Origin of the sequence: Chryseobacterium joostei, assembly GCF_003815775.1 — a bacterium.
GTDB lineage: Bacteria > Bacteroidota > Bacteroidia > Flavobacteriales > Weeksellaceae > Chryseobacterium > Chryseobacterium joostei.
In genome coordinates this window covers 3,147,524-3,165,700 of record NZ_CP033926.1, presented here as the reverse complement: position 1 = coordinate 3,165,700, position 18,177 = coordinate 3,147,524, and the positions used below count along the sequence as shown (strand labels likewise).

The following is an 18,177-nucleotide window of genomic DNA, read 5'->3' as shown; positions in this document are numbered from 1 at the left end:
TGGTTTTTTATTGAGATATATTGATGTATTAGAAGCCTTGATAATCGGCAGAGGGCCCATAACTTCCCGGCAAAGGAATGTCATTTAGCCTGTAATAAACGCCTAGCTGTGCTCTGTGATGAGTAATTTGATTTAATGCATGACGAATCGATTCATATTTTGTCCATTTTGCCAGTTCCTGTCCATTGTTTTTCAGTGCCCAGGTTCCATTAAGGTCATTTTCATTGGCATTTTCAAGGGCCTCCTTACCTGATTTGAAATTTTGGTCAAGAGCCTGTAAAAGATCATCTTTAGTAGAAAGCTTCTTGGGTTGATAATCACCTTTTCCAAAATCCAGATCAGAGGTTTTGAGCATCGTATTAGGCCATTCAAAGATTTCAGCAATATGAGTGGCAAGAGGCATCAGTTTCATGCTTTTTTCATGAGGGGCATACTCATTTTTTCCGTCAGGATATGTTTCAAAGAATTTTCTGGTGGTTTGATATTCCGTCTCCAGCTCATTTTTAAATTGTGATAAAGTGTCCATAATATTTTGTTTTTGAGAAAGTTAAAGTTAAAACTTTTACCCCTGAAAATGTTTTAACAGAATCATAATTTTTAAGGTTTTGCTCTAATCTGTGAAAGAAAATTGAAAAAAACTGTAACAAAACTCCATAACCTATTACTAATTAATAAAACTTGGAAAATGAAAAAGTTATTTTCAGTATTTCTTATCACTCTTTTTGCTTTTGCTGGTGCTCAGGATACCAAAGAAATGGCTAACCGATTCTTTTATGAACTGACTTTTAAACCTAAAAAAGATTCTACAAAACTAGATAAGGTAATTACAATCTTAGACATTACAGATAAAAATCGATCAGTTTATCAGGATTATACCGTAATAGCACAGGATTCTATCATGAAAGTTGAAATAGAAGCCATGAAGAAAGCCGGGATGATGAAAGACCTTAGCAAGTCACTTAAAACCCCCAAAATTTCTGCAAGAATATATAAGGCCTATCCAAGCATGAAAGTTCAGTATGTAGACAAAATTGCTAATGGTTTTACACCAAGTAATATTGGTTACAGTGAAGATTTAAAGTTCAACTGGAATATTCTTAGCGATAAGCAAAAGATTGGAGAATATAATACTCAAAAGGCAACTACAGAGTTTGGAGGAAGAAAATGGACGGCATGGTTTAGTACAGATATCCCTTTTCAGGATGGGCCGTATAAATTTTCAGGACTTCCGGGCTTAATTGTAAAGATTGAAGACGCAGATAAAAACTATTCTTGGGTATTGCAAGGGAATAAAAAAGTAAAAGATTATACAGAGTTTTCCTACATTGAAAGCTTGATGGGAGCCTCCGGAGGAAAAGTAAATGAATTATCAAAAGAAAAATTTGAAAAAACATTTAATGATTTCAAAAAAGATCCATTTGCTTCTGTACGCCCAATGATGACACAGGACATGATGTCTAAAACAATTCCAGGAATGGACGGAACACTGGGAGACATGATGAAGAAACAGGAAAAGCAATACAAGGAGTTTTATAATGCCAACGATAATCCTATCGAAAAAGAGCAACCTGCTTCAGATAAAAAGAAAAAATAAGCATTCATATCAACTAAATTATATTTCGAGTCAACCCAGATACAGTAATGTATTTGGGTTGATTTCTTTTATGAGCAATCGTTATTTAGATTAAATTTAAATAGCGTATATTTGCAAGACAAAAATTTAGGCTTTGAAAGAGAACGAATTACATAAATTAAGTGGATTTCCTAAGAACAAAATGGGAAAGATATTGGGATATGATAATGACCATCTGAAAATGCCCAATAAAATCATTGAAATGGGCCTCCTTCCGGAGACTGTATTCAGGATTTTGTACCAGGCTCCGTTCAATGGGCCAATGTATGTAGAATTTGGAGCAGAGAAAAGCCGGATTGCTCTTCGTGAGGAAGAAGGAGATTATATCATTGTTGAAGAATTGAATTAATGCAGGCAAACAAGAAAAAACAAATACTTTTAGTTGGGAATCCTAATGTAGGGAAGTCAACGGTTTTTAATGCACTTTGTAACAAAAAGCAGAAAACCGGGAACTATGCAGGTGTTACCGTTGCAAGTCATTCGGGAAATTACGCCTATAAAAATGAGGACGTTGAGGTTGTTGACCTTCCGGGTTCTTATAGTGTATATCCAAGTTCAGAAGATGAGGCTATTTTTTCAAAATACCTTATTGACGAGCAGAAAAACTATGCAGGAGTTGTTTATATTCTTGAGGCATTAAGCCTAAAAAGGGGGCTTCTTTTATTTCAGCAGATTCAGGATCTTGGAATTCCAATGATTTTGATTGTGAATCAGATAGATCAGGCAGAACGAAGAGGAATTACCATAGACATTCAAAAGTTTTCTGAAGCATTAGGAATTAAGATCATTCAAACCAATGCAAAAGAACAAATTGGCATTAAAGAAGTAAGAGACGCTGTTTATAACAATGAATTTGTAAAAACAGATAAACTTTCTTTTGAAACGCCGGCCGAACACAGAGATTTCATCCAGAAACTAACTTCTCATAAAGGGCTGGATAATGAATATAAAGCATGGATGAGCCTTTCATTAGGAACAGATCTTGGAAAGATAGGGTCTGTAATGGAACAGATCAATGAATCTGATGCTAAAAGTTTGGTTCCTAAAAGATTACAGGTTCAGGAAACCGTTAGGAGATACCAAAATGTTGATAAAATATTACAGAATGTAATTTCCAAGAAGCCGCAGTTCAAAGAATTGCTAACGGAAAAACTGGATAGGGTTTTAGTTCATAAGTTCTGGGGTTACATTGTTTTCTTAGCCATCCTATTGGTAATTTTCCAAAGTGTTTTCTTCCTTGCAGAATATCCAATGAACTGGATTGAGGAGTCTTTCTCATGGCTTGCTGCCTTTACCAATGAACATCTTCCGGAAGGACCCGTCAATTCCTTAATTTCCAACGGAATTGTGCCGGGAATAGGAGGAATTGTAGTGTTTGCACCACAAATCGGAATTTTATTATATTTCCTTTACTTATTGGAGGATTCAGGATATATGGCAAGGGTTGTTTTCCTTATGGATAGACTTCTTCGCCCATTTGGACTTAACGGAAAAAGTATCGTTCCCCTTGTTTCAGGAACTGCTTGTGCAATTCCGGCAGTAATTTCTACAAGGAATATTGAAAACGTTAAAGAAAGATTACTGACAATATTGGTAACGCCGTTCATGACGTGTTCAGCTAGACTTCCGGTGTATAGTATCATTATTGGATTAATCATTTCTGAAGGAACTTTCCTGGGTATCAAATATAAGGCACTTGTATTGATGGGAATGTATTTGCTGGGCTTTTTAGTGGCATTACTTTCTGCAGCAATTCTTAAGGGATTTATTAAAGACAAAGGAAAAACATATTTGGTAATGGATCTTCCTGCTTATAAAAAACCACTTTTTGGCTATGACTTTAAAATGGTTTTGGGTAAAGTATGGGACTTCATCACCGGAGCGGGTAAAATTATCTTCATCGTAAGTATTATTATTTGGTTTTTAAGCTATTTTGGACCAAAACAAAATCCAAACGAATTGGTAGCCACAAATGTAGAGCTAGACCACTCTTACCTTGCCAAAATGGGTAAAGGAATTGAACCGGTAATTGCTCCATTGGGATACGACTGGAAAATGGGAGTAGGGATTCTTACAAGTTTCGTGGCAAGAGAGGTATTTGTAGGAACAATGTCAACACTTTATAGCCTTGAAGATGATGCTCCTGAAGTAAAAGTGATTGATAAAATGAGACGAGATGTGAAGCCAAATGGAGAGAAGGTCTTCAGCTTTGCAACAGGCATCTCAGTTCTTCTGTTCTATGCATTTGCAATGCAGTGTATTTCTACACTGGCAGTAGTCTATAGAGAAACCAAAAGCTGGAAATGGACAGGCTTTCAGGTGGCTATGATGACAGGTTTGGCATATTTTGTGTCGATGATAGTATATCAAATTTTAAAGTAATGGATTCTTCATTAATTTTTCAGTACGTACTTATTGCATTAATTGTAGCTTTTGCGTGTTTCTCCCTATTCAAGGTATTTAAAAAGAACTTTGCTCCAAAGAAATTCAGTTCCAAAAGAACAAATTGCGATAAAGACTGTGGCTGTTCTTAACATAATATTCAACGGATAATTGAAAAAAATGTGGTAATTTCATTTTTTTAATTTAAAATATTCAGTTTGAGCGTTCCAAGAACAGTACTTGCATTATTATTTTTTTTATTTGCCATTCTGGTAAATGCACAAAAAGATACTACTAATATCAAGTCTTACGCAGATCAGGTAATGATTCGTGCCAATCTGGATACCAATATTGAAAGCTTTATTTTCTCAGAGGGAGAGGAGGGAAAAGAAAAGCAGCAAATATTTACAATCAACAATAAAACAAAGGTTTCCTTATCTGTTGACTATAAAATCATAAGTGCAACCCATCGTTTGCGCCTAAGTTTTTTTCAGATAACAAGGACAACGAATTAAAGGGAAACAGTTCCTATACAGACTTTAGTTTCAGATTATTCCCCAAAAGATTTATTCAGACTCTTTATTATAAAAACGTTAAGGGGTTTTATATTGAAAACATGCAGGACCTCTTTCCCGGTTGGAAAGAGGGTGATCCTTATATGCAGTTTCCAGACTTAAGAGTACAGAGTTTTGGAGGCTCTACATCCTATATTCTTAATAAAAATTTTTGGCAAAAAGTATCTATACCCAGGGGGAATGGCAGAGTAAAAGCTCCGGAAGCTGGGTTCCGTTTCTAGATTATGACCTTACTGTTCTCAGAAATAAGGTAGATGACAAAAAAGTTAAAGAAACACAGTATAAAATTGGTGGGAATATCGGCTACTTCTACAATTGGGTGCTCGGGAAGAATGTAAATATGTCGCCCTATCTTGCCCTTGGGCTTGGTGGGAAATTTTCAACCTATCGGGATGCTCAGGAGGATAATTCAAGAGTAAATGCACAATATTTAACATTGAGAATGGAGGGGGGGCTTCATGTGGGATATAACACGGATCGATTTTTATTTGGCGGAAAAATGAACTTCAGTGCCTATACCTATAATCAAACAAAAAATCAGGCTGTAGAAAACAATAATATGTATGGATTACTCTATATTGGATATCGTTTTGCTCCTCCCAGGGTGGTAAAGAACACCTATGACAAAATTCAAAAAAAGATTCCTGTTTTATAAGTTGAAAATCTTTTTAAGTATCTTTGTTTCGGACAAATTATAATACTAACAATAAGAAATAAAAAACATAATGTCGTTAATAAAATCTATTTCAGGAATTCGCGGAACCATTGGCGGAAGAGTTAATGATAATCTTACACCGCTGGATGTGGTAAAATTTGCATCCGCATTCGGAACCTGGCTTCAGAACAATAAAAATAAAAAAGACCTCACTCTTATCATAGGAAGAGATGCAAGAATCTCTGGTCAAATGGTTTCTTCCCTGGTTACTGCAACATTGCAGGGATTAGGAATTAACGTGATAGATTTAGGCCTTTCTACAACACCAACCGTTGAGATAATGGTACCTGAATTGAATGCTGACGGAGGAATTATCCTTACAGCATCTCACAACCCAAAACAATGGAATGCCCTTAAGCTTTTAAACGAAAAAGGAGAATTCATCAGTGGGGAAAACGGAGCTGATGTTCTTGCTCTTGCAGAAAGCGAAGACTTCAATTATGCAGAGGTAGACAACCTTGGGAAGTACGAAACAAGAGAAGATGCCTTTGATATCCATATTCAGCAGATTCTTGATTTGCCAATGGTAGATGTTGAAGCCATTAAAGCAAAAAACTTCAAGGTAGTACTGGATGCTGTAAACTCTACAGGAGGTATTGCAATTCCAATGCTATTGGATAAATTAGGCTGTGAGACCATTAAATTATACTGTGAACCAACAGGTCACTTCCCTCACAACCCAGAGCCTTTAAAAGAACATTTGGGAGACATCTGTGAATTGGTTAAAAAAGAAAATGCAGACCTTGGAATAGTTGTAGACCCGGATGTAGACAGATTGGCCCTAATTGATGAAAAGGGAGAAATGTTCGGAGAAGAATATACATTGGTCGCAGTTGCAGATTACTTGCTAAAACATAAAAACGGAGTGGCAGTCTCTAACCTTTCTTCAAGCCGTGCCTTGAGAGACGTGGCACAGTCACATAACTCAGAATACTTTGCAAGCGCTGTAGGAGAAGTAAATGTAGTGACCCTAATGAAAGAGAAAAATGCAGTAATTGGAGGTGAAGGCAACGGAGGTATTATTTATCCGGAATTACACTACGGAAGAGACTCTTTAGTAGGTGTAGCCCTATTCTTAACTCATTTAGCTAAGGAAAATAAAACAGTTTCTGAACTAAGAGCAGGATATCCAAGCTATTTCATGGGTAAAAAGAAAATAGAACTGACACCGGAAATTGATGTAGATGCTATTTTAAGCAAAATGGAACAGGAATACCAAAATGAAGAGGTTTCTACTGTAGATGGTGTTAAAATAGACTTTGAAAACAATTGGGTTCACCTTAGAAAATCCAATACAGAGCCAATCATCAGAATTTATACAGAAGCTAAATCTCAGGAAGAGGCTGATAAATTAGGAGACGATATCATTGCCAAGATTAAAAGTTTAATTTAAATAAATCATAAGAACGGAACCCATAAAGCTCCGTTCTTTTTTTATACCAAAATGTTTGAGCACATCAAGAACAAGTCCCCTTTCCCAAAGGAAAAATGGAGAAAGTTTTTAGGAAGTTTTGAAAGAATGGAAGTTCCTGCTAAAACCCTGCTTTTACACGAGGGAGAGGTTTCATATAATGCTTTTTATATAGAGAAAGGAATCATAAGAGCCTGGTATAATAATGATGGTAAGGATGTGACATTTCAGTTCTTTCTGGAAAACACTATGTTTTCTTCTTTGGAAAGCTTTAAAAAGGGTCTTCCCAGCATGGTTTCCTTTGAAACAATAGAACCCTGTATTCTGTATAAAATCAAGAAGCCCGATGTAGAGGCCTTTCTGGAAGAGGTTTATGATAATCCGGAACTTAGAACCCTATTCATGGATGCTCTTTTTGAAAGGATATTCGATTATATGAAGCATTTCTTTTCATTCATCAAGGATACTCCACTGCAGCGATATCTTAATCTCGTTAAAGCAAAACCCGAAATCATCAAAAGGGTTCCCCAGCATTATATTGCTTCCTATCTTGGGATTACAACGGTACATCTAAGCAGAATAAAAAGCAAAATTCTGAAAGAAAACCTTTTATAATACAAGGCATACAAAGAATTTATTACGTCTATTGATAGGGCTTGATAAGTTCCGACTTTCGTATTGCTTTTAAAACTGATAACAAATGTTATCGCTTTTCAGGTCTTTCCGGAAATAATTTTGCATAAAAATTAAGATAATGAAAGCAGCAGTCGTATTTGAAAAAGGACAAATCCCCCAATATGCAGATTTTGCGGAACCGAAGGGAATACAGGAGAATGAAGTTCTGGTATCCGTAAAGGCAGCATCCATCAAAAACCTTGATAAGGCAAGAGCCGGTGGAAAGCATTACTCTGCCGAAAATAAAACACATCAACCAACTATTGTAGGGTCTGATGGAGTGGGATACTTGGAAAATGGTTCAAAAGTTTATTTTTTTAGTAAAAAAGGAACCGTTGCAGAGAAAGCGGTTGCAGATAAGAAAATGATGGTTGAAATTCCTGAAGAATTAGACTTTTCTACAGCTGCAGCATTGCCAAACGCCGTTATGGGATCTGCAATGGCTCTAAAGTTCAAGGCAAGAATACAACCCGGAGATGTTGTATTAGTAAACGGAGCAACAGGAATTACTGGTAGAATAGCCGTGCAGATTGCAAAACTTTATGGTGCTAAAAAAATTATTGCTACCGGAAGAAATGAAAAATCCCTGAAGGAACTTCAGGAATTGGGAGCTGATGAGGCTATATCCCTGCAGCTAAGTGATGAAGACTTTAAAGAAAAAATAAAAAAGATTCACAATGAAACACCTATAGACATTGTGCTGGATTATATCTGGGGACATTCTGTGGAGATTATTTTATCTGCATTTAAAGGTGATGGAACATTTTCTCATAAGACAAAGCTGGTTACGATAGGAGGAATGAGCGGAGATACCATTCAATTGTCTTCACAAATCCTTAGAGGAACCGATATTCAAATTTCAGGATCAGGGTTGGGAAGCTGGACCAAAGAAGAATCTGCCCTTTTATTTTCAGAAATCATCCCGGAAATGTTTCAGGCGGCCATAGAGGGAAACATTAAAATAGAAACAGAAGAGGTTGATATTAAAAATATCGAAGCTGCGTGGAATACAGAGATACAAACCGGAAAAAGGCTTGTGGTAAGAATTTAACCCCAATTTCCATTTTTTTATCCACAATCCTTTTATTGGTTTTCTTTTTTTACTATTTTTATAATAGAAATTTATGAAATGGTTAATTCAAAAAAAAATCGCAACTTTGCATAAATATTTGAATATCAGTTTCAGATGTATTATTAATTAAACGTTTGCCGGGGTCTGTAAGTAACTTCAGGCATCGGGCCGACAAAGAGGACACTATTGGAAGAGTATTTTGGAAATGAACTTGTAAAAAAGTTCGAGGAAATGATGGAAAACAATGACGAATTCTACTTCGATACAGAAGAGTTAGAAGATATCATTGTTTATTATTTGGAGCTTGGTGATTTTAATTACGCCGATATGGCTGTTAATTATGGACTTAAGCTTCATCCTAATTCATTGGATATCAAGATTAAAAAGCTTGAGATTCTTTTGGAATGGGAAGAGTATAATACGGCGAAAGACCTTATCAACGAGTTAAAAGGTTCTTCTATGGAGAATACAGACTTTTTGGTATGCTACGCCAAGTATTATTCGAACCTGGGAAATCCCAGAAAATCCATTGAAATCTGCAAGAAAGCTTTGACCTTAGAAGAAGAAGAAAATTTTCTTCACAACTTTATTGCGGATGAATATGTGAATCTTGGAGATCCCTTTAACGCTCTTAAGCACTATAGAAAAGCATTGAAGGAAGATCCTTCCGACGAATATGCCCTTGAAAATTCCATGGTGTGCTTCAGTGACCTGAACAAGAGTGAGGAGGCTATTGCCTTTCTTAATGAATATTTAGATGATTTCCCTTATTCCGAGATTGCATGGTTTGAATATGGGCAGTTCTATTTCAATAGAAAAAACTACGAAGAATCAATAAGAGGATATGACTATTTAATAGCCATCAATTCAAATTCTGTAGGAGTTTATGCCAATAAAGCAGCTTGTTATGAAGCCCTGGGACAGTATCAAAAAGCAATCGAAACTTATGAAGAAATGCTTGAACTTGAATATACCAAGGCATTTACTTTTTATAAGATTGGATTATGTAATAAAGCACTAAAGCAACCTATTGTAGCCTTAAATGCTTTCCAGAAATCGTTAAGAGAAGACCCACAGTTTTACCTTGCGATGATGGAGCAATCATACCTGTATGAAGAAATGGGTGGGATGACAGAGGCGCTACATTTTGCTAAAGAAGCCACCCAATTGAATGAAGACAACCTTGATTATCAAAAAAGATTGGCATTTTTATTCATTGATTCAGGAAAATTTGAAGAAAGCCTTTCCTGTCTTAAAAAATTGGTCAGTGCGGAGCCGTCAAGGTTTTATAACTGGTATGCCTATTCTGAAGTATTGATGCTTGTGGGTGAATATGAAGAAGCCGTAACAGTTTTGAATGCTGCAGTAAAGAGCCATCACAGAGCGGAATTGTTTTATCAGTTAAGCAACTGTTTTTTCAACCTAAAGCAACAGGATAAAGGAGTAGAATCTCTTCAGAAAGCTTTGGAGCTTGACCCTTCTCTTGCTAAGGATATGCAGAAAAAATATCCGTTCATCAAGGATGAGGTGAAAAAGGTTAAGACAGCCAAAGTGAAGAAAAAGAACTAGATTTAATCTAAAATAATAAAAAAAACCTGCAGAAATGCAGGTTTTTTTTATTGAAAATGATATTTGATATAATTCTATTTTTTTTGATTAGTCCTTAAAAATATTAATCCAGCAATGATGATACCGGCACCTATAAATTGTATATAGGTTAGCTTTTCACCATCAATAATTCCCCAGATAATTGCAACAATTGGCATAACCAAAGTGACCGTAGAGGCAAAAAGAGGTGTAGAAACTTTCAATAAACGGTAATTCATCATCATAGCGAGTCCTGTTCCGAATACAGACAATAAGCTCACAAACATTAATCCTATCAAATTATCTCTTGAGAAAGTAAATTCAGAAAAGAATCCCGTGCTGGTAAGGGCTATAATAGATGGGAAAAACAAAACAAATGAAAATACAAATGCAGATAAAACCGTGGAAGAGACTTCCATAAGTTTGGATTTTACCGTTGTGGTACTTAGGGCATAGCATAAAGTTGCCAATAAGAGAAGTAAAATCGGTATTATCTTAAGTTCTCCACTGTCACCACCCCCAAAGGCGAGAATACAAACCCCCGTGAAACTTATTAATGTTCCCACAATTTGTTTCTTAGTAGTTTCAAACTTCCAAACCAATGCCCCAACGATAATTACAAAAATGGGCATCATAGAGTTGATAATCCCTGCAATGCTGCTACTTATCTCCGTTTCAGCGATAGGAAACAGGAACATTGGGATGAAATTCCCAGTAAATGCAGCTAAAATAAGCCACTTTAAATGTTTTTTCGGAAAAAGCTTATAATTGGCAATAGCTATAGGAAGCAAGATGATGCCGGCAATAAGAACCCTTAATGATCCTACCTGAAACGGATTAAAATGTTCCAGCGATTTTTTGATTAAGATAAAAGAAGATCCCCAGATAATACTAAGGATAACCAGAAGAAGCCATTTTTCTTTATCTGCGTTCATTGTTTTCGTGTAGGATTTTTAAAAATTCTTTTTTAGGAATCATTTTAGCACCCAAGCTTTCCAAGTGCTCAGTATGAGACTGGCAGTCAATTAATTCAATCTGATCTTTGTTGCTTTCCACAAAATGAATAAATCCTGCCTTTGAAGCATTGCTTACCTTTGCAAACATGCTTTCTCCACAGAATACATTTCCGATTTGTAAACCATAAAATCCACCAACCAATTCACCATCCTGCCACACTTCAATACTTTTGGCCAATCCATATTCATGAAGTTTAATGAAAGAATTCATCAATTCATCAGAAAGCCATGTCCCTGATTGCCCCTTTCGGTGAGATTGCTGACAATTTTTAATCACTTCCCTGAAATTTTGGTTCTCAGAAAAGGTGAAAATGTTTCTATTCATTATCTTTCTCATCGATTTTGAAACCTTGATCTCGTCAGGGAGCAAAATAAATCTTGGATCCGGGCTCCACCATAGAATTTCTTCTCCTGGATTGTACCAGGGAAAAATCCCCAATTGATAAGCAAACCATATGCGTTCCACAGACAAATCGCCTCCGTAGGCAATAAGTCCATCATGACCGTCATACAGTTCAGGATCAGGAAATGAAATCTCGTTTTCGTCTAGTCGGACCATCTTTTAGCAAAAAAATCCCACTTAATAAAGTAGGATTTATATTTGATCTTTATTCTTTAATTAAAAAGGTAAATCGTCGTCATCATCTCCGGCAAACGGATTCTCATTAGAAACAGGAGAAGCTGACTGCTGAGGCATTGCCTGTGTAGGCTCAGATCCATTGTCTAAAACTTTCTCTACTCTCCACCCTGTAATAGAATTGAAGTACTTAGTTTCACCTTGTGGAGAAACCCATTCTCTTCCTCTGATGTTGATTCCTATCTTTACATTTTCACCTTCTCTAAGGTTATCTAATAAACTGATCTTATCAGACAAAAATTCTATGTTTATCGGCTGTGGATACTGTTCCTGAGTTAAAATAACCAATTCTCTTTTTTGAAACCCGCTTGCAAATGTTTGAGTTTCAGAAAGTTTCTTTACCGTTCCTTGTAATTCCATATTGTAATTATTAACGTTGTAAAAGTAAGAAAATGAAATGTAATATTAGGTGCCATAGGTGAAAAATGTAGAAATTTTAATTTTTTTTCCGAAAAAGTTTGGAGGTAAAGGAAATTGTCCTATATTTGCACTCACAAAAACGAAGCAAGCTCTTTAAAACTTACAATATAAAAAAACCAGCGGATGTGGTGTAATTGGTAGCCATGCCAGACTTAGGATCTGGTGCCGTGAGGCGTGGGGGTTCGAGTCCCTTCATCCGCACTATGCGAAAATAGCTCAGCTGGTAGAGCACAACCTTGCCAAGGTTGGGGTCGCGGGTTCGAATCCCGTTTTTCGCTCCACACCTGCCCTGGTGGTGGAACTGGTAGACACGCAGGACTTAAAATCCTGTGCCTCTTTTGGCGTGCGGGTTCAAGTCCCGCCCGGGGTACAAAGCCCTCTGTATTTTCGTTACGGAGGGTTTTTTGTTTTTATAGAGAGTATAGAGTTCTTTAAATTAAAAAATATTCTTATATTTGTAAGAATTATAGATTGTATCTGTGAAAGCAGATCAATATAACCAGCGGATGTGGTGTAATTGGTAGCCACGCCAGACTTAGGATCTGGTGCCGTGAGGCGTGGGGGTTCGAGTCCCTTCATCCGCACACAAAAAAAAGTAGGATTTCTTCAGATCCTATTTTTTTTGCCCTCACCAGCCCTGGTGGTGGAATTGGTAGACACGCAGGACTTAAAATCCTGTATCTTCGGATGTACGGGTTCAAGTCCCGTCTGGGGTACTAAAACCCTCTGTATTTATTACGGAGGGTTTTTTGTTTTAAAAACGGGTACTATTTTTATCTTTTATTAGATTAGAAATACTGTTTCTTTTATGTTTTTCAGAAAATAATTCCCAACATACATTGATTTATAGAATTGTAGTAATTTTATTGTGACACAATAGCAAAATAATTTTAGGTCATGGCAAATCCAAACGAAAGTAACTCAAGAAGCTATATCATGAGTATGATTAAAGGGAGGGATACAAAGCCTGAGCTTTTAGTACGAAGATTTCTGCATTCAAAAGGGTTGCGATATAGTTTACATCCCAATAAATTAGCAGGAAAACCTGATATTTACTTGGCAAGATATGGCATTGTGGTAGAAGTTAGAGGGTGTTTTTGGCATGGTCATGAAAATTGCAGTCTTTTTATATTGCCCAAGACAAATAGGACCTGGTGGAGCAAAAAGACCCAGAAAACAAAAGATAGAGATTATAGAAATGAAATGATTCTTTTGTCTCAGAAAATCAAAACCATTGTGGTTTGGGAGTGTTCGCTCCGAAGCAATTGTAGAAAGCAAAGTCTTGAAAATCTATATAGCAAGATTGTTGATTCCTCAGATACTTTTCTCTATTAAATTCAGGTTATTTTCCATCATTATTTTGATACAAAACAGAACAAAAAAAGAATCGATTTTAAGTGTAAAAGCATTACATTTGTCAATAATTGACAAGTTAAAATTGACAAGTCCATGAAAGTAATGTTCGGTGAATATATCAGAGAGTTAAGGACCAATAATCATTTGACCTTAACGCAGCTTGCAGCAAGACTTGAGCTTGATTCTGCAAACCTAAGTAAAATTGAAAACGGAAAAAGAGATTTTGACGAAAGACGATTGGAAAAGTTGGCTGATGTTTTTAATCTTGATATTGAAAAATTGAAAGTGGAATATTTTGGAGATCAATTTGCAAAAAAAATGTTTAAATACAATTGCTTGCCTGAGGCTTTGAATGTGGCCAAGGAAAAGATTAATTACATGAGGAATATGAACGTAAAACAAACCGAAATAGAATTCTAAACGATGAAAAAGCCACTAACTTATATTAGTTTATTCAGCAGTGCAGGAGTAGGTTGTTTTGGGTTTAAAGAAAATGGATTTGAATGTATCGCGACAAATGAGCTGCTTTCAAAACGTTTAAAGATTCAGGAGCACAATCAAAAATGCAAATATGAAACTGGATATTTGGATGGAGATATAACTTCTGAAAAAGTTCAAAGTCAATTATTTACAGAAATAGATATGTGGAAAAAGAAGCATCATATTTCTGAACCCGATATTATTATCGCAACACCTCCCTGCCAGGGAATGTCTGTTGCCAATCATAAAAAGAATGATGAATTAGGGCGAAATTCATTAGTGGTTGAATCCATCAAGATTACAAAAAAGGTTAATCCAAGGTTTTTTGTCTTTGAAAATGTAAGAGCTTTTTTAACAACAACTTGTACAGATACAGACGGATTAGAGAAAACTATTGGTGAAGCTATTATACAAAACCTTGGCGGACACTATAATATTTTATCTAAAGTAATCAATTTCAAGGATTACGGGGCCAATTCAAGCAGAACAAGAACCTTGGTAATTGGTGTCCGAAAAGACTTGCAAAATATAAGTCCGTTTGATATTTTTCCTCAAAAGCAGAAACCTAAAACATTAAGAGAACTCTTTACAGGTCTGGAAAAACTTAATAAAATGGGAGCTATTTCTGAAAATGATATTTTTCATTCATTCAGAGAGTATGACGTAAAGATGCTTCCCTGGATTGAAAAATTAAAAGAGGGTGAATCTGCCTTTCAAAATGAAGAAAAGGAAAGGATTCCTCATCAGATAAAGGATGGTGAAATTGTTTTCAATAAAAGCAAGAATGGAGATAAATATGCCCGCTGGTACTGGGACAGAGAAGGACCGTGTGTTCATACAAGAAATGATATTTTAGCCAGCCAGAATACCGTTCATCCCTCTGAGAACAGAGTTTTCAGTATCAGAGAACTGATGCTGATGATGAGTATTCCGGAGAATTTTGCATGGACCAATGTATCTGTGGAAACATTGGATGAATTAGATGTTGAAGAGCAGAAAAAGTTTTTGAAGAAAGAAGAACTTAATATCAGACATTGTATAGGAGAGGCAGTTCCTACAGGGGTTTTTGCTAATATTGCCAAGAGAATTAAGGACGTTGTTGGGCAAAAATTTCTTTCGGCAACAGAACTCAATACAATTATTAAAAAAGAAGAACTGCATATAACAGAGAATCTGATTTCTTTAATACAGTCTGATTTCAAAAAATTCGGGCTTGAAAATATCTATCAGATTGCTGAATATGCCAACTCAAGCCGTCAGGAAAATGCTGCATTTTTCACAAGAAAAGATATTGCTTTCACGGTAGTAAAGGATCTTCCTGAGTTTAAAGGCAAGAAAAAGATAAGGATTTTGGAACCGTCTGTCGGAATTGGAAACTTCATTCCGCTTCTTGTTGAAAAATACGAAGATAAGGACGAGGTTATTTTTGACCTTGTAGATATTGACGGGAACTCTTTTGTGGTTTTAAAGGAAATTTTGAGCCACTTGAAGCTACCGAAGAAGTTTAAGTTTAACTTTATCAATGCCGACTTTCTGACTCATCAGTTTGATGTAAAGTATGATCTTGTAGTAGGAAATCCACCCTATAAAAAGCTTACCAATAGTCAGGAATTGCTGGCAACATATAAAGGGCAATCTCAAAATAAAGAAACGAATAATCTGTTTTCTTTCTTTATTGAAAAGGCCATTACAATTGGAAAATTCGTATCATTAATTGTTCCTAAAAGCCTTATTAATGCTCCTGAATTTAATATGACCCGTGAAATATTAAAGGAACAAAATCTTTTGAAGATTTGTGACTACGGAGAAAAGGGATTTAAAGGAGTTAAAATAGAAACCATCAGCTTTTTGCTTGAAACATCGGCAAAAAAGATTTCTGAGACTATTTTAATTGAAAGTTATATTACAGAAACGGTAAAGGAGAGCAAAAAAGACTATTTATTTTCTGCTCAGTTTCCCTACTGGCTGTTGTATAGAAATGAAGAATTTGACCAGATTTTTAATAAAATGAAGTTTGATATTTTTCAGAGCTTCAGAGACAGACAGATCACCAAGCTGTTAACAAAAGAGAGTGGTAAATACAGGGTTTTAAAGTCCAGAAATGTTGGAACCAACCAGATCATAGAAATTGATAACTATGACAGCTATATTGATGATGCCGAGAAGTTGGCTGTTTCCAAATACTTAAATAAGGATGGAGTAGTGATGGTTCCCAACCTAACCTATTATCCAAGAGCAAGTTTTTTGCCTAAAAATACTATTGCAGACGGATCTGTTGCTTTGTTAACATTAAAAAATGGAAGCAGGATGCCAACGGAAACCGATCTGGAATATTACGGAACAAAAGAATTCGAAAAATTTTATAGAGTGGCCCGAAATTATGGTACCCGCTCCTTGAATATTGACAATAATTCCGTATTTTTCTTTGGTCTTTTAAAAACCATGGAATGATCAAAGTACTGATATCAGATGAGATGAAAGCTCAGGCTAAAATTGAAGCTCAAAAAAGGGATGCCTTTATAAAGCATCATTTTGAAGTAGAACATCTGAGTTCGGAAGAAAGAGATGAATTGGGTTTTTGGGGAGAATTTGCTTGTTCTACAGCCTTACATCAAGACTGGAAACAGAATATACGGGAAAACTATCTGACCATAGACAGCTATGATATTATAGTAAACGGTAAACGCATTGATGTAAAAACAGAAACAGTTCCGGAAGGATTTGCCCGAAAGATTTTATCAAAAGAAATAAATGATGATAAAGCGTATGGAAGACGCTTAATTAACAAAGGACAATTCGATCTGCTATCAAAATATGACTTGGTCATTTTTGGGTTGTTTATTCGGGAGATTCCAGAAGTTTGGTATCCATTGGGATATTTGGAGACTAAGATCATCACAGATCAGTATCTTCCCACTTATGATCGTCCGTATGGAGGAAGATATCCATTTCCTGCATCACCTGTTCCCACATCATTGCTAAAACCATTCAATGACTTATTGATATGATTGAATTATTTACTGATTTTTTTGCTTGCTTTGATTTTGATGTCAGAAAGTCAAAAGATGCCAGATTCATGGATCAAAAGGTAACTCCTGATGTACTTTGCATTATAGCAGACTGTGTCCTTAATTTTGTTGCAGACAGAGATATTGAATTTACTAAGGATGATATCTGGAATGACGATTACTTTAATCATAATGTAAAAGCAATCTTTAATAAACCGGACGCAGGGAATGAAACAACCAGACAGGAATATGATAAATTTACCTCACAACCTTTAAGAACACTAGCCTATGCAAATGTTCTGAGGATGCGTAAAGATGGTAAAAGAAACCTTTACAGCATTAATAATCAGGTAATTCTTGAGTTTATAGCGATGAAAGAAAGGAATGCCTATATCTTTCTATATCATTATCTTATAAAAGTACTATCGGACAGCGGACAGATCAGATATTTTGATGCTTTCAAGGATAGGTGCTTGGATAAATCCGTTACAAATAATGACTTTGCAGAACTTAAAGAAAGGTTCCAAAGATTTATGATTGGCAATACTGCCATCAATGGAGAAACTGAAGTTAATAGAATTTTTCCAAAGATTCTGAATGTATATGCATGTGAGAATAACATTCAAGGAGCTGCCAAGGGAAGAATATCCCCTAATCAATTCTACTATACCGATCTGATGTATAATCGTCCCAATTGGAGGGATGTTGGGAAAAACAAAAATATTTCAAGAAACGAAGCGATAGAAGAGCATGAATCATTGTTAATGAATCAAAATGGAGCCTACTCTGATTATTTGATTCAAAAAGCGATGAAAATAATTCGTAAAATGTACAAGGAAAGTGAAATTAAGGATCAATGGGGGAATGGTGAAGCTACTCAGGTACATCATATTTTCCCCAAGTCTAAATTTCCATCCCTGGCTCACTATCTTGAAAACTTAATTAAGCTCACCCCTACACAGCATTATGCAAAGGCCCATCCGGGTAATAAAACGGATGCTATTAACAGAGACTATCAGCTCGTTTGCCTGCTTGCCAAGACCAGTAATATTGAAAAATCCCTTAATCAAGGAGAGTTTCTGTACAGAAAAGAATCTTTGATCTATGTTATCAATACAGGCCTATCTCAAAATCTGGATTATGACTTAGATTTTAGAGGGATTAAGGAAGAATTGATAAGAGTTTACAATATGAACTAAAATTTATAACC

General features: G+C 35.8%; 17 protein-coding genes, 5 tRNA genes and 1 pseudogene. 19 read left to right on the top strand and 4 right to left on the bottom strand.

Going from position 1 to position 18,177, the window contains the following annotated elements; genetic code table 11:
• Nucleotides 1–28: 28 nt before the first annotated feature.
• Nucleotides 29–526 carry a DinB family protein gene (locus tag EG359_RS14380; RefSeq protein ID WP_076352850.1) on the bottom strand — a complete coding sequence of 166 codons (498 nt, stop codon included), beginning with the start codon at nucleotides 524–526 and terminating at the stop codon, nucleotides 29–31.
• A gap of 159 nt (nucleotides 527–685) precedes the next feature.
• Between EG359_RS14380 and EG359_RS14375 the strand changes: the two genes are divergently transcribed.
• From EG359_RS14375 to EG359_RS14330, 9 genes and pseudogenes are all read left to right on the top strand, one after another.
• Nucleotides 686–1,594, top strand: coding sequence for a GLPGLI family protein (locus EG359_RS14375; protein WP_076353389.1), 909 nt, complete (start codon nucleotides 686–688; stop codon nucleotides 1,592–1,594).
• A gap of 181 nt (nucleotides 1,595–1,775) precedes the next feature.
• Nucleotides 1,776–1,982 (top strand): FeoA family protein, encoded by a 207-nt coding sequence (locus tag EG359_RS14370; RefSeq protein WP_045501762.1) that lies wholly within the window; start codon nucleotides 1,776–1,778, stop codon nucleotides 1,980–1,982.
• A complete protein-coding gene (gene feoB / locus EG359_RS14365) occupies nucleotides 1,982–4,015 on the top strand; it encodes a ferrous iron transport protein B (RefSeq protein WP_076352848.1) in 2,034 nt (677 codons plus the stop codon). Before EG359_RS14370 ends, feoB begins: the two co-directional genes overlap by 1 nt.
• 218 nt (nucleotides 4,016–4,233) lie before the next feature.
• Entirely contained in the window at nucleotides 4,234–4,530 is a 297-nt protein-coding gene (locus EG359_RS14360) for a hypothetical protein (protein WP_076352847.1), read from the top strand.
• Between the two features lie 14 nt (nucleotides 4,531–4,544).
• Nucleotides 4,545–5,245, top strand: a pseudogene (locus tag EG359_RS14350) (DUF4421 family protein); the annotation flags it as partial.
• A 70-nt stretch (nucleotides 5,246–5,315) separates the two neighbouring features.
• Entirely contained in the window at nucleotides 5,316–6,698 is a 1,383-nt protein-coding gene (gene glmM / locus EG359_RS14345; protein ID WP_076352844.1) for a phosphoglucosamine mutase, read from the top strand.
• A 51-nt stretch (nucleotides 6,699–6,749) separates the two neighbouring features.
• Entirely contained in the window at nucleotides 6,750–7,331 is a 582-nt protein-coding gene (locus EG359_RS14340) for a Crp/Fnr family transcriptional regulator (protein ID WP_076352843.1), read from the top strand.
• A gap of 139 nt (nucleotides 7,332–7,470) precedes the next feature.
• Nucleotides 7,471–8,442: a quinone oxidoreductase family protein gene (locus EG359_RS14335; RefSeq protein WP_076352842.1), complete on the top strand. Its 972-nt coding sequence runs from the start codon at nucleotides 7,471–7,473 to the stop codon at nucleotides 8,440–8,442.
• 207 nt (nucleotides 8,443–8,649) lie between these two features.
• The gene (locus tag EG359_RS14330; protein ID WP_076352841.1) at nucleotides 8,650–10,032 is read left to right on the top strand and encodes a tetratricopeptide repeat protein; all 1,383 of its coding nucleotides are present in this window, start codon (nucleotides 8,650–8,652) and stop codon (nucleotides 10,030–10,032) included.
• Nucleotides 10,033–10,106: 74 nt separating this feature from the next.
• Here the strand turns inward: EG359_RS14330 and EG359_RS14325 are convergent, their stop codons facing one another.
• Genes EG359_RS14325 through EG359_RS14315 form a run of 3 tightly spaced genes read right to left on the bottom strand, consistent with a single transcriptional unit; the run spans nucleotide 10,107 to nucleotide 12,063 of the window.
• Complete coding sequence (locus tag EG359_RS14325) at nucleotides 10,107–10,985, bottom strand: DMT family transporter (protein WP_076352840.1); 879 nt, start codon at nucleotides 10,983–10,985, stop codon at nucleotides 10,107–10,109.
• Nucleotides 10,972–11,625, bottom strand: coding sequence for a leucyl/phenylalanyl-tRNA--protein transferase (gene aat / locus EG359_RS14320; RefSeq protein WP_076352839.1), 654 nt, complete (start codon nucleotides 11,623–11,625; stop codon nucleotides 10,972–10,974). Before aat ends, EG359_RS14325 begins: the two co-directional genes overlap by 14 nt.
• 60 nt (nucleotides 11,626–11,685) lie before the next feature.
• Nucleotides 11,686–12,063, bottom strand: coding sequence for a DUF3127 domain-containing protein (locus tag EG359_RS14315; RefSeq protein WP_076352838.1), 378 nt, complete (start codon nucleotides 12,061–12,063; stop codon nucleotides 11,686–11,688).
• Nucleotides 12,064–12,242: 179 nt separating this feature from the next.
• Between EG359_RS14315 and EG359_RS14310 the strand changes: the two genes are divergently transcribed.
• The 10 genes from EG359_RS14310 to EG359_RS14265 all read left to right on the top strand — a co-directional run bounded on the left by EG359_RS14310 (nucleotide 12,243) and on the right by EG359_RS14265 (nucleotide 18,166).
• Nucleotides 12,243–12,324: transfer RNA gene (locus EG359_RS14310), tRNA-Leu, on the top strand.
• 4 nt (nucleotides 12,325–12,328) lie between these two features.
• Nucleotides 12,329–12,404 (top strand) — tRNA-Gly (locus EG359_RS14305).
• A gap of 5 nt (nucleotides 12,405–12,409) precedes the next feature.
• Nucleotides 12,410–12,493 (top strand) — tRNA-Leu (locus EG359_RS14300).
• A gap of 132 nt (nucleotides 12,494–12,625) precedes the next feature.
• A tRNA-Leu gene (locus tag EG359_RS14295) sits at nucleotides 12,626–12,707 on the top strand.
• 50 nt (nucleotides 12,708–12,757) lie between these two features.
• Nucleotides 12,758–12,839 (top strand) — tRNA-Leu (locus EG359_RS14290).
• Between the two features lie 181 nt (nucleotides 12,840–13,020).
• Complete coding sequence (locus tag EG359_RS14285; RefSeq protein ID WP_076352837.1) at nucleotides 13,021–13,458, top strand: very short patch repair endonuclease; 438 nt, start codon at nucleotides 13,021–13,023, stop codon at nucleotides 13,456–13,458.
• A gap of 114 nt (nucleotides 13,459–13,572) precedes the next feature.
• Complete coding sequence (locus EG359_RS14280) at nucleotides 13,573–13,899, top strand: helix-turn-helix domain-containing protein (protein WP_076352836.1); 327 nt, start codon at nucleotides 13,573–13,575, stop codon at nucleotides 13,897–13,899.
• Between the two features lie 3 nt (nucleotides 13,900–13,902).
• The gene (locus tag EG359_RS14275) at nucleotides 13,903–16,410 is read left to right on the top strand and encodes a DNA cytosine methyltransferase (protein WP_076352835.1); all 2,508 of its coding nucleotides are present in this window, start codon (nucleotides 13,903–13,905) and stop codon (nucleotides 16,408–16,410) included.
• Nucleotides 16,407–16,967, top strand: a complete 561-nt coding sequence (locus tag EG359_RS14270) for a hypothetical protein (protein ID WP_076352834.1) — start codon at nucleotides 16,407–16,409, stop codon at nucleotides 16,965–16,967. The genes EG359_RS14275 and EG359_RS14270 overlap by 4 nt, the downstream gene beginning before the upstream one ends.
• Entirely contained in the window at nucleotides 16,964–18,166 is a 1,203-nt protein-coding gene (locus tag EG359_RS14265; RefSeq protein WP_076352833.1) for a hypothetical protein, read from the top strand. Before EG359_RS14270 ends, EG359_RS14265 begins: the two co-directional genes overlap by 4 nt.
• Nucleotides 18,167–18,177: the final 11 nt, after the last annotated feature.

Excerpts from the sequence above, each read along its gene's own strand:
- EG359_RS14380 (WP_076352850.1), bottom strand. The coding sequence starts at position 526 with ATGGACACTTTATCACAATTTAAAAATGAGCTGGAGACGGAATATCAA.
- EG359_RS14375 (WP_076353389.1), top strand. The coding sequence starts at position 686 with ATGAAAAAGTTATTTTCAGTATTTCTTATCACTCTTTTTGCTTTTGCT.
- EG359_RS14370 (WP_045501762.1), top strand. The coding sequence starts at position 1,776 with ATGGGAAAGATATTGGGATATGATAATGACCATCTGAAAATGCCCAAT.
- feoB (WP_076352848.1), top strand. The coding sequence starts at position 1,982 with ATGCAGGCAAACAAGAAAAAACAAATACTTTTAGTTGGGAATCCTAAT.
- glmM (WP_076352844.1), top strand. The coding sequence starts at position 5,316 with ATGTCGTTAATAAAATCTATTTCAGGAATTCGCGGAACCATTGGCGGA.
- EG359_RS14340 (WP_076352843.1), top strand. The coding sequence starts at position 6,750 with ATGTTTGAGCACATCAAGAACAAGTCCCCTTTCCCAAAGGAAAAATGG.
- EG359_RS14335 (WP_076352842.1), top strand. The coding sequence starts at position 7,471 with ATGAAAGCAGCAGTCGTATTTGAAAAAGGACAAATCCCCCAATATGCA.
- EG359_RS14325 (WP_076352840.1), bottom strand. The coding sequence starts at position 10,985 with ATGAACGCAGATAAAGAAAAATGGCTTCTTCTGGTTATCCTTAGTATT.
- aat (WP_076352839.1), bottom strand. The coding sequence starts at position 11,625 with ATGGTCCGACTAGACGAAAACGAGATTTCATTTCCTGATCCTGAACTG.
- EG359_RS14315 (WP_076352838.1), bottom strand. The coding sequence starts at position 12,063 with ATGGAATTACAAGGAACGGTAAAGAAACTTTCTGAAACTCAAACATTT.
- EG359_RS14285 (WP_076352837.1), top strand. The coding sequence starts at position 13,021 with ATGGCAAATCCAAACGAAAGTAACTCAAGAAGCTATATCATGAGTATG.
- EG359_RS14280 (WP_076352836.1), top strand. The coding sequence starts at position 13,573 with ATGAAAGTAATGTTCGGTGAATATATCAGAGAGTTAAGGACCAATAAT.
- EG359_RS14275 (WP_076352835.1), top strand. The coding sequence starts at position 13,903 with ATGAAAAAGCCACTAACTTATATTAGTTTATTCAGCAGTGCAGGAGTA.
- EG359_RS14270 (WP_076352834.1), top strand. The coding sequence starts at position 16,407 with ATGATCAAAGTACTGATATCAGATGAGATGAAAGCTCAGGCTAAAATT.
- EG359_RS14265 (WP_076352833.1), top strand. The coding sequence starts at position 16,964 with ATGATTGAATTATTTACTGATTTTTTTGCTTGCTTTGATTTTGATGTC.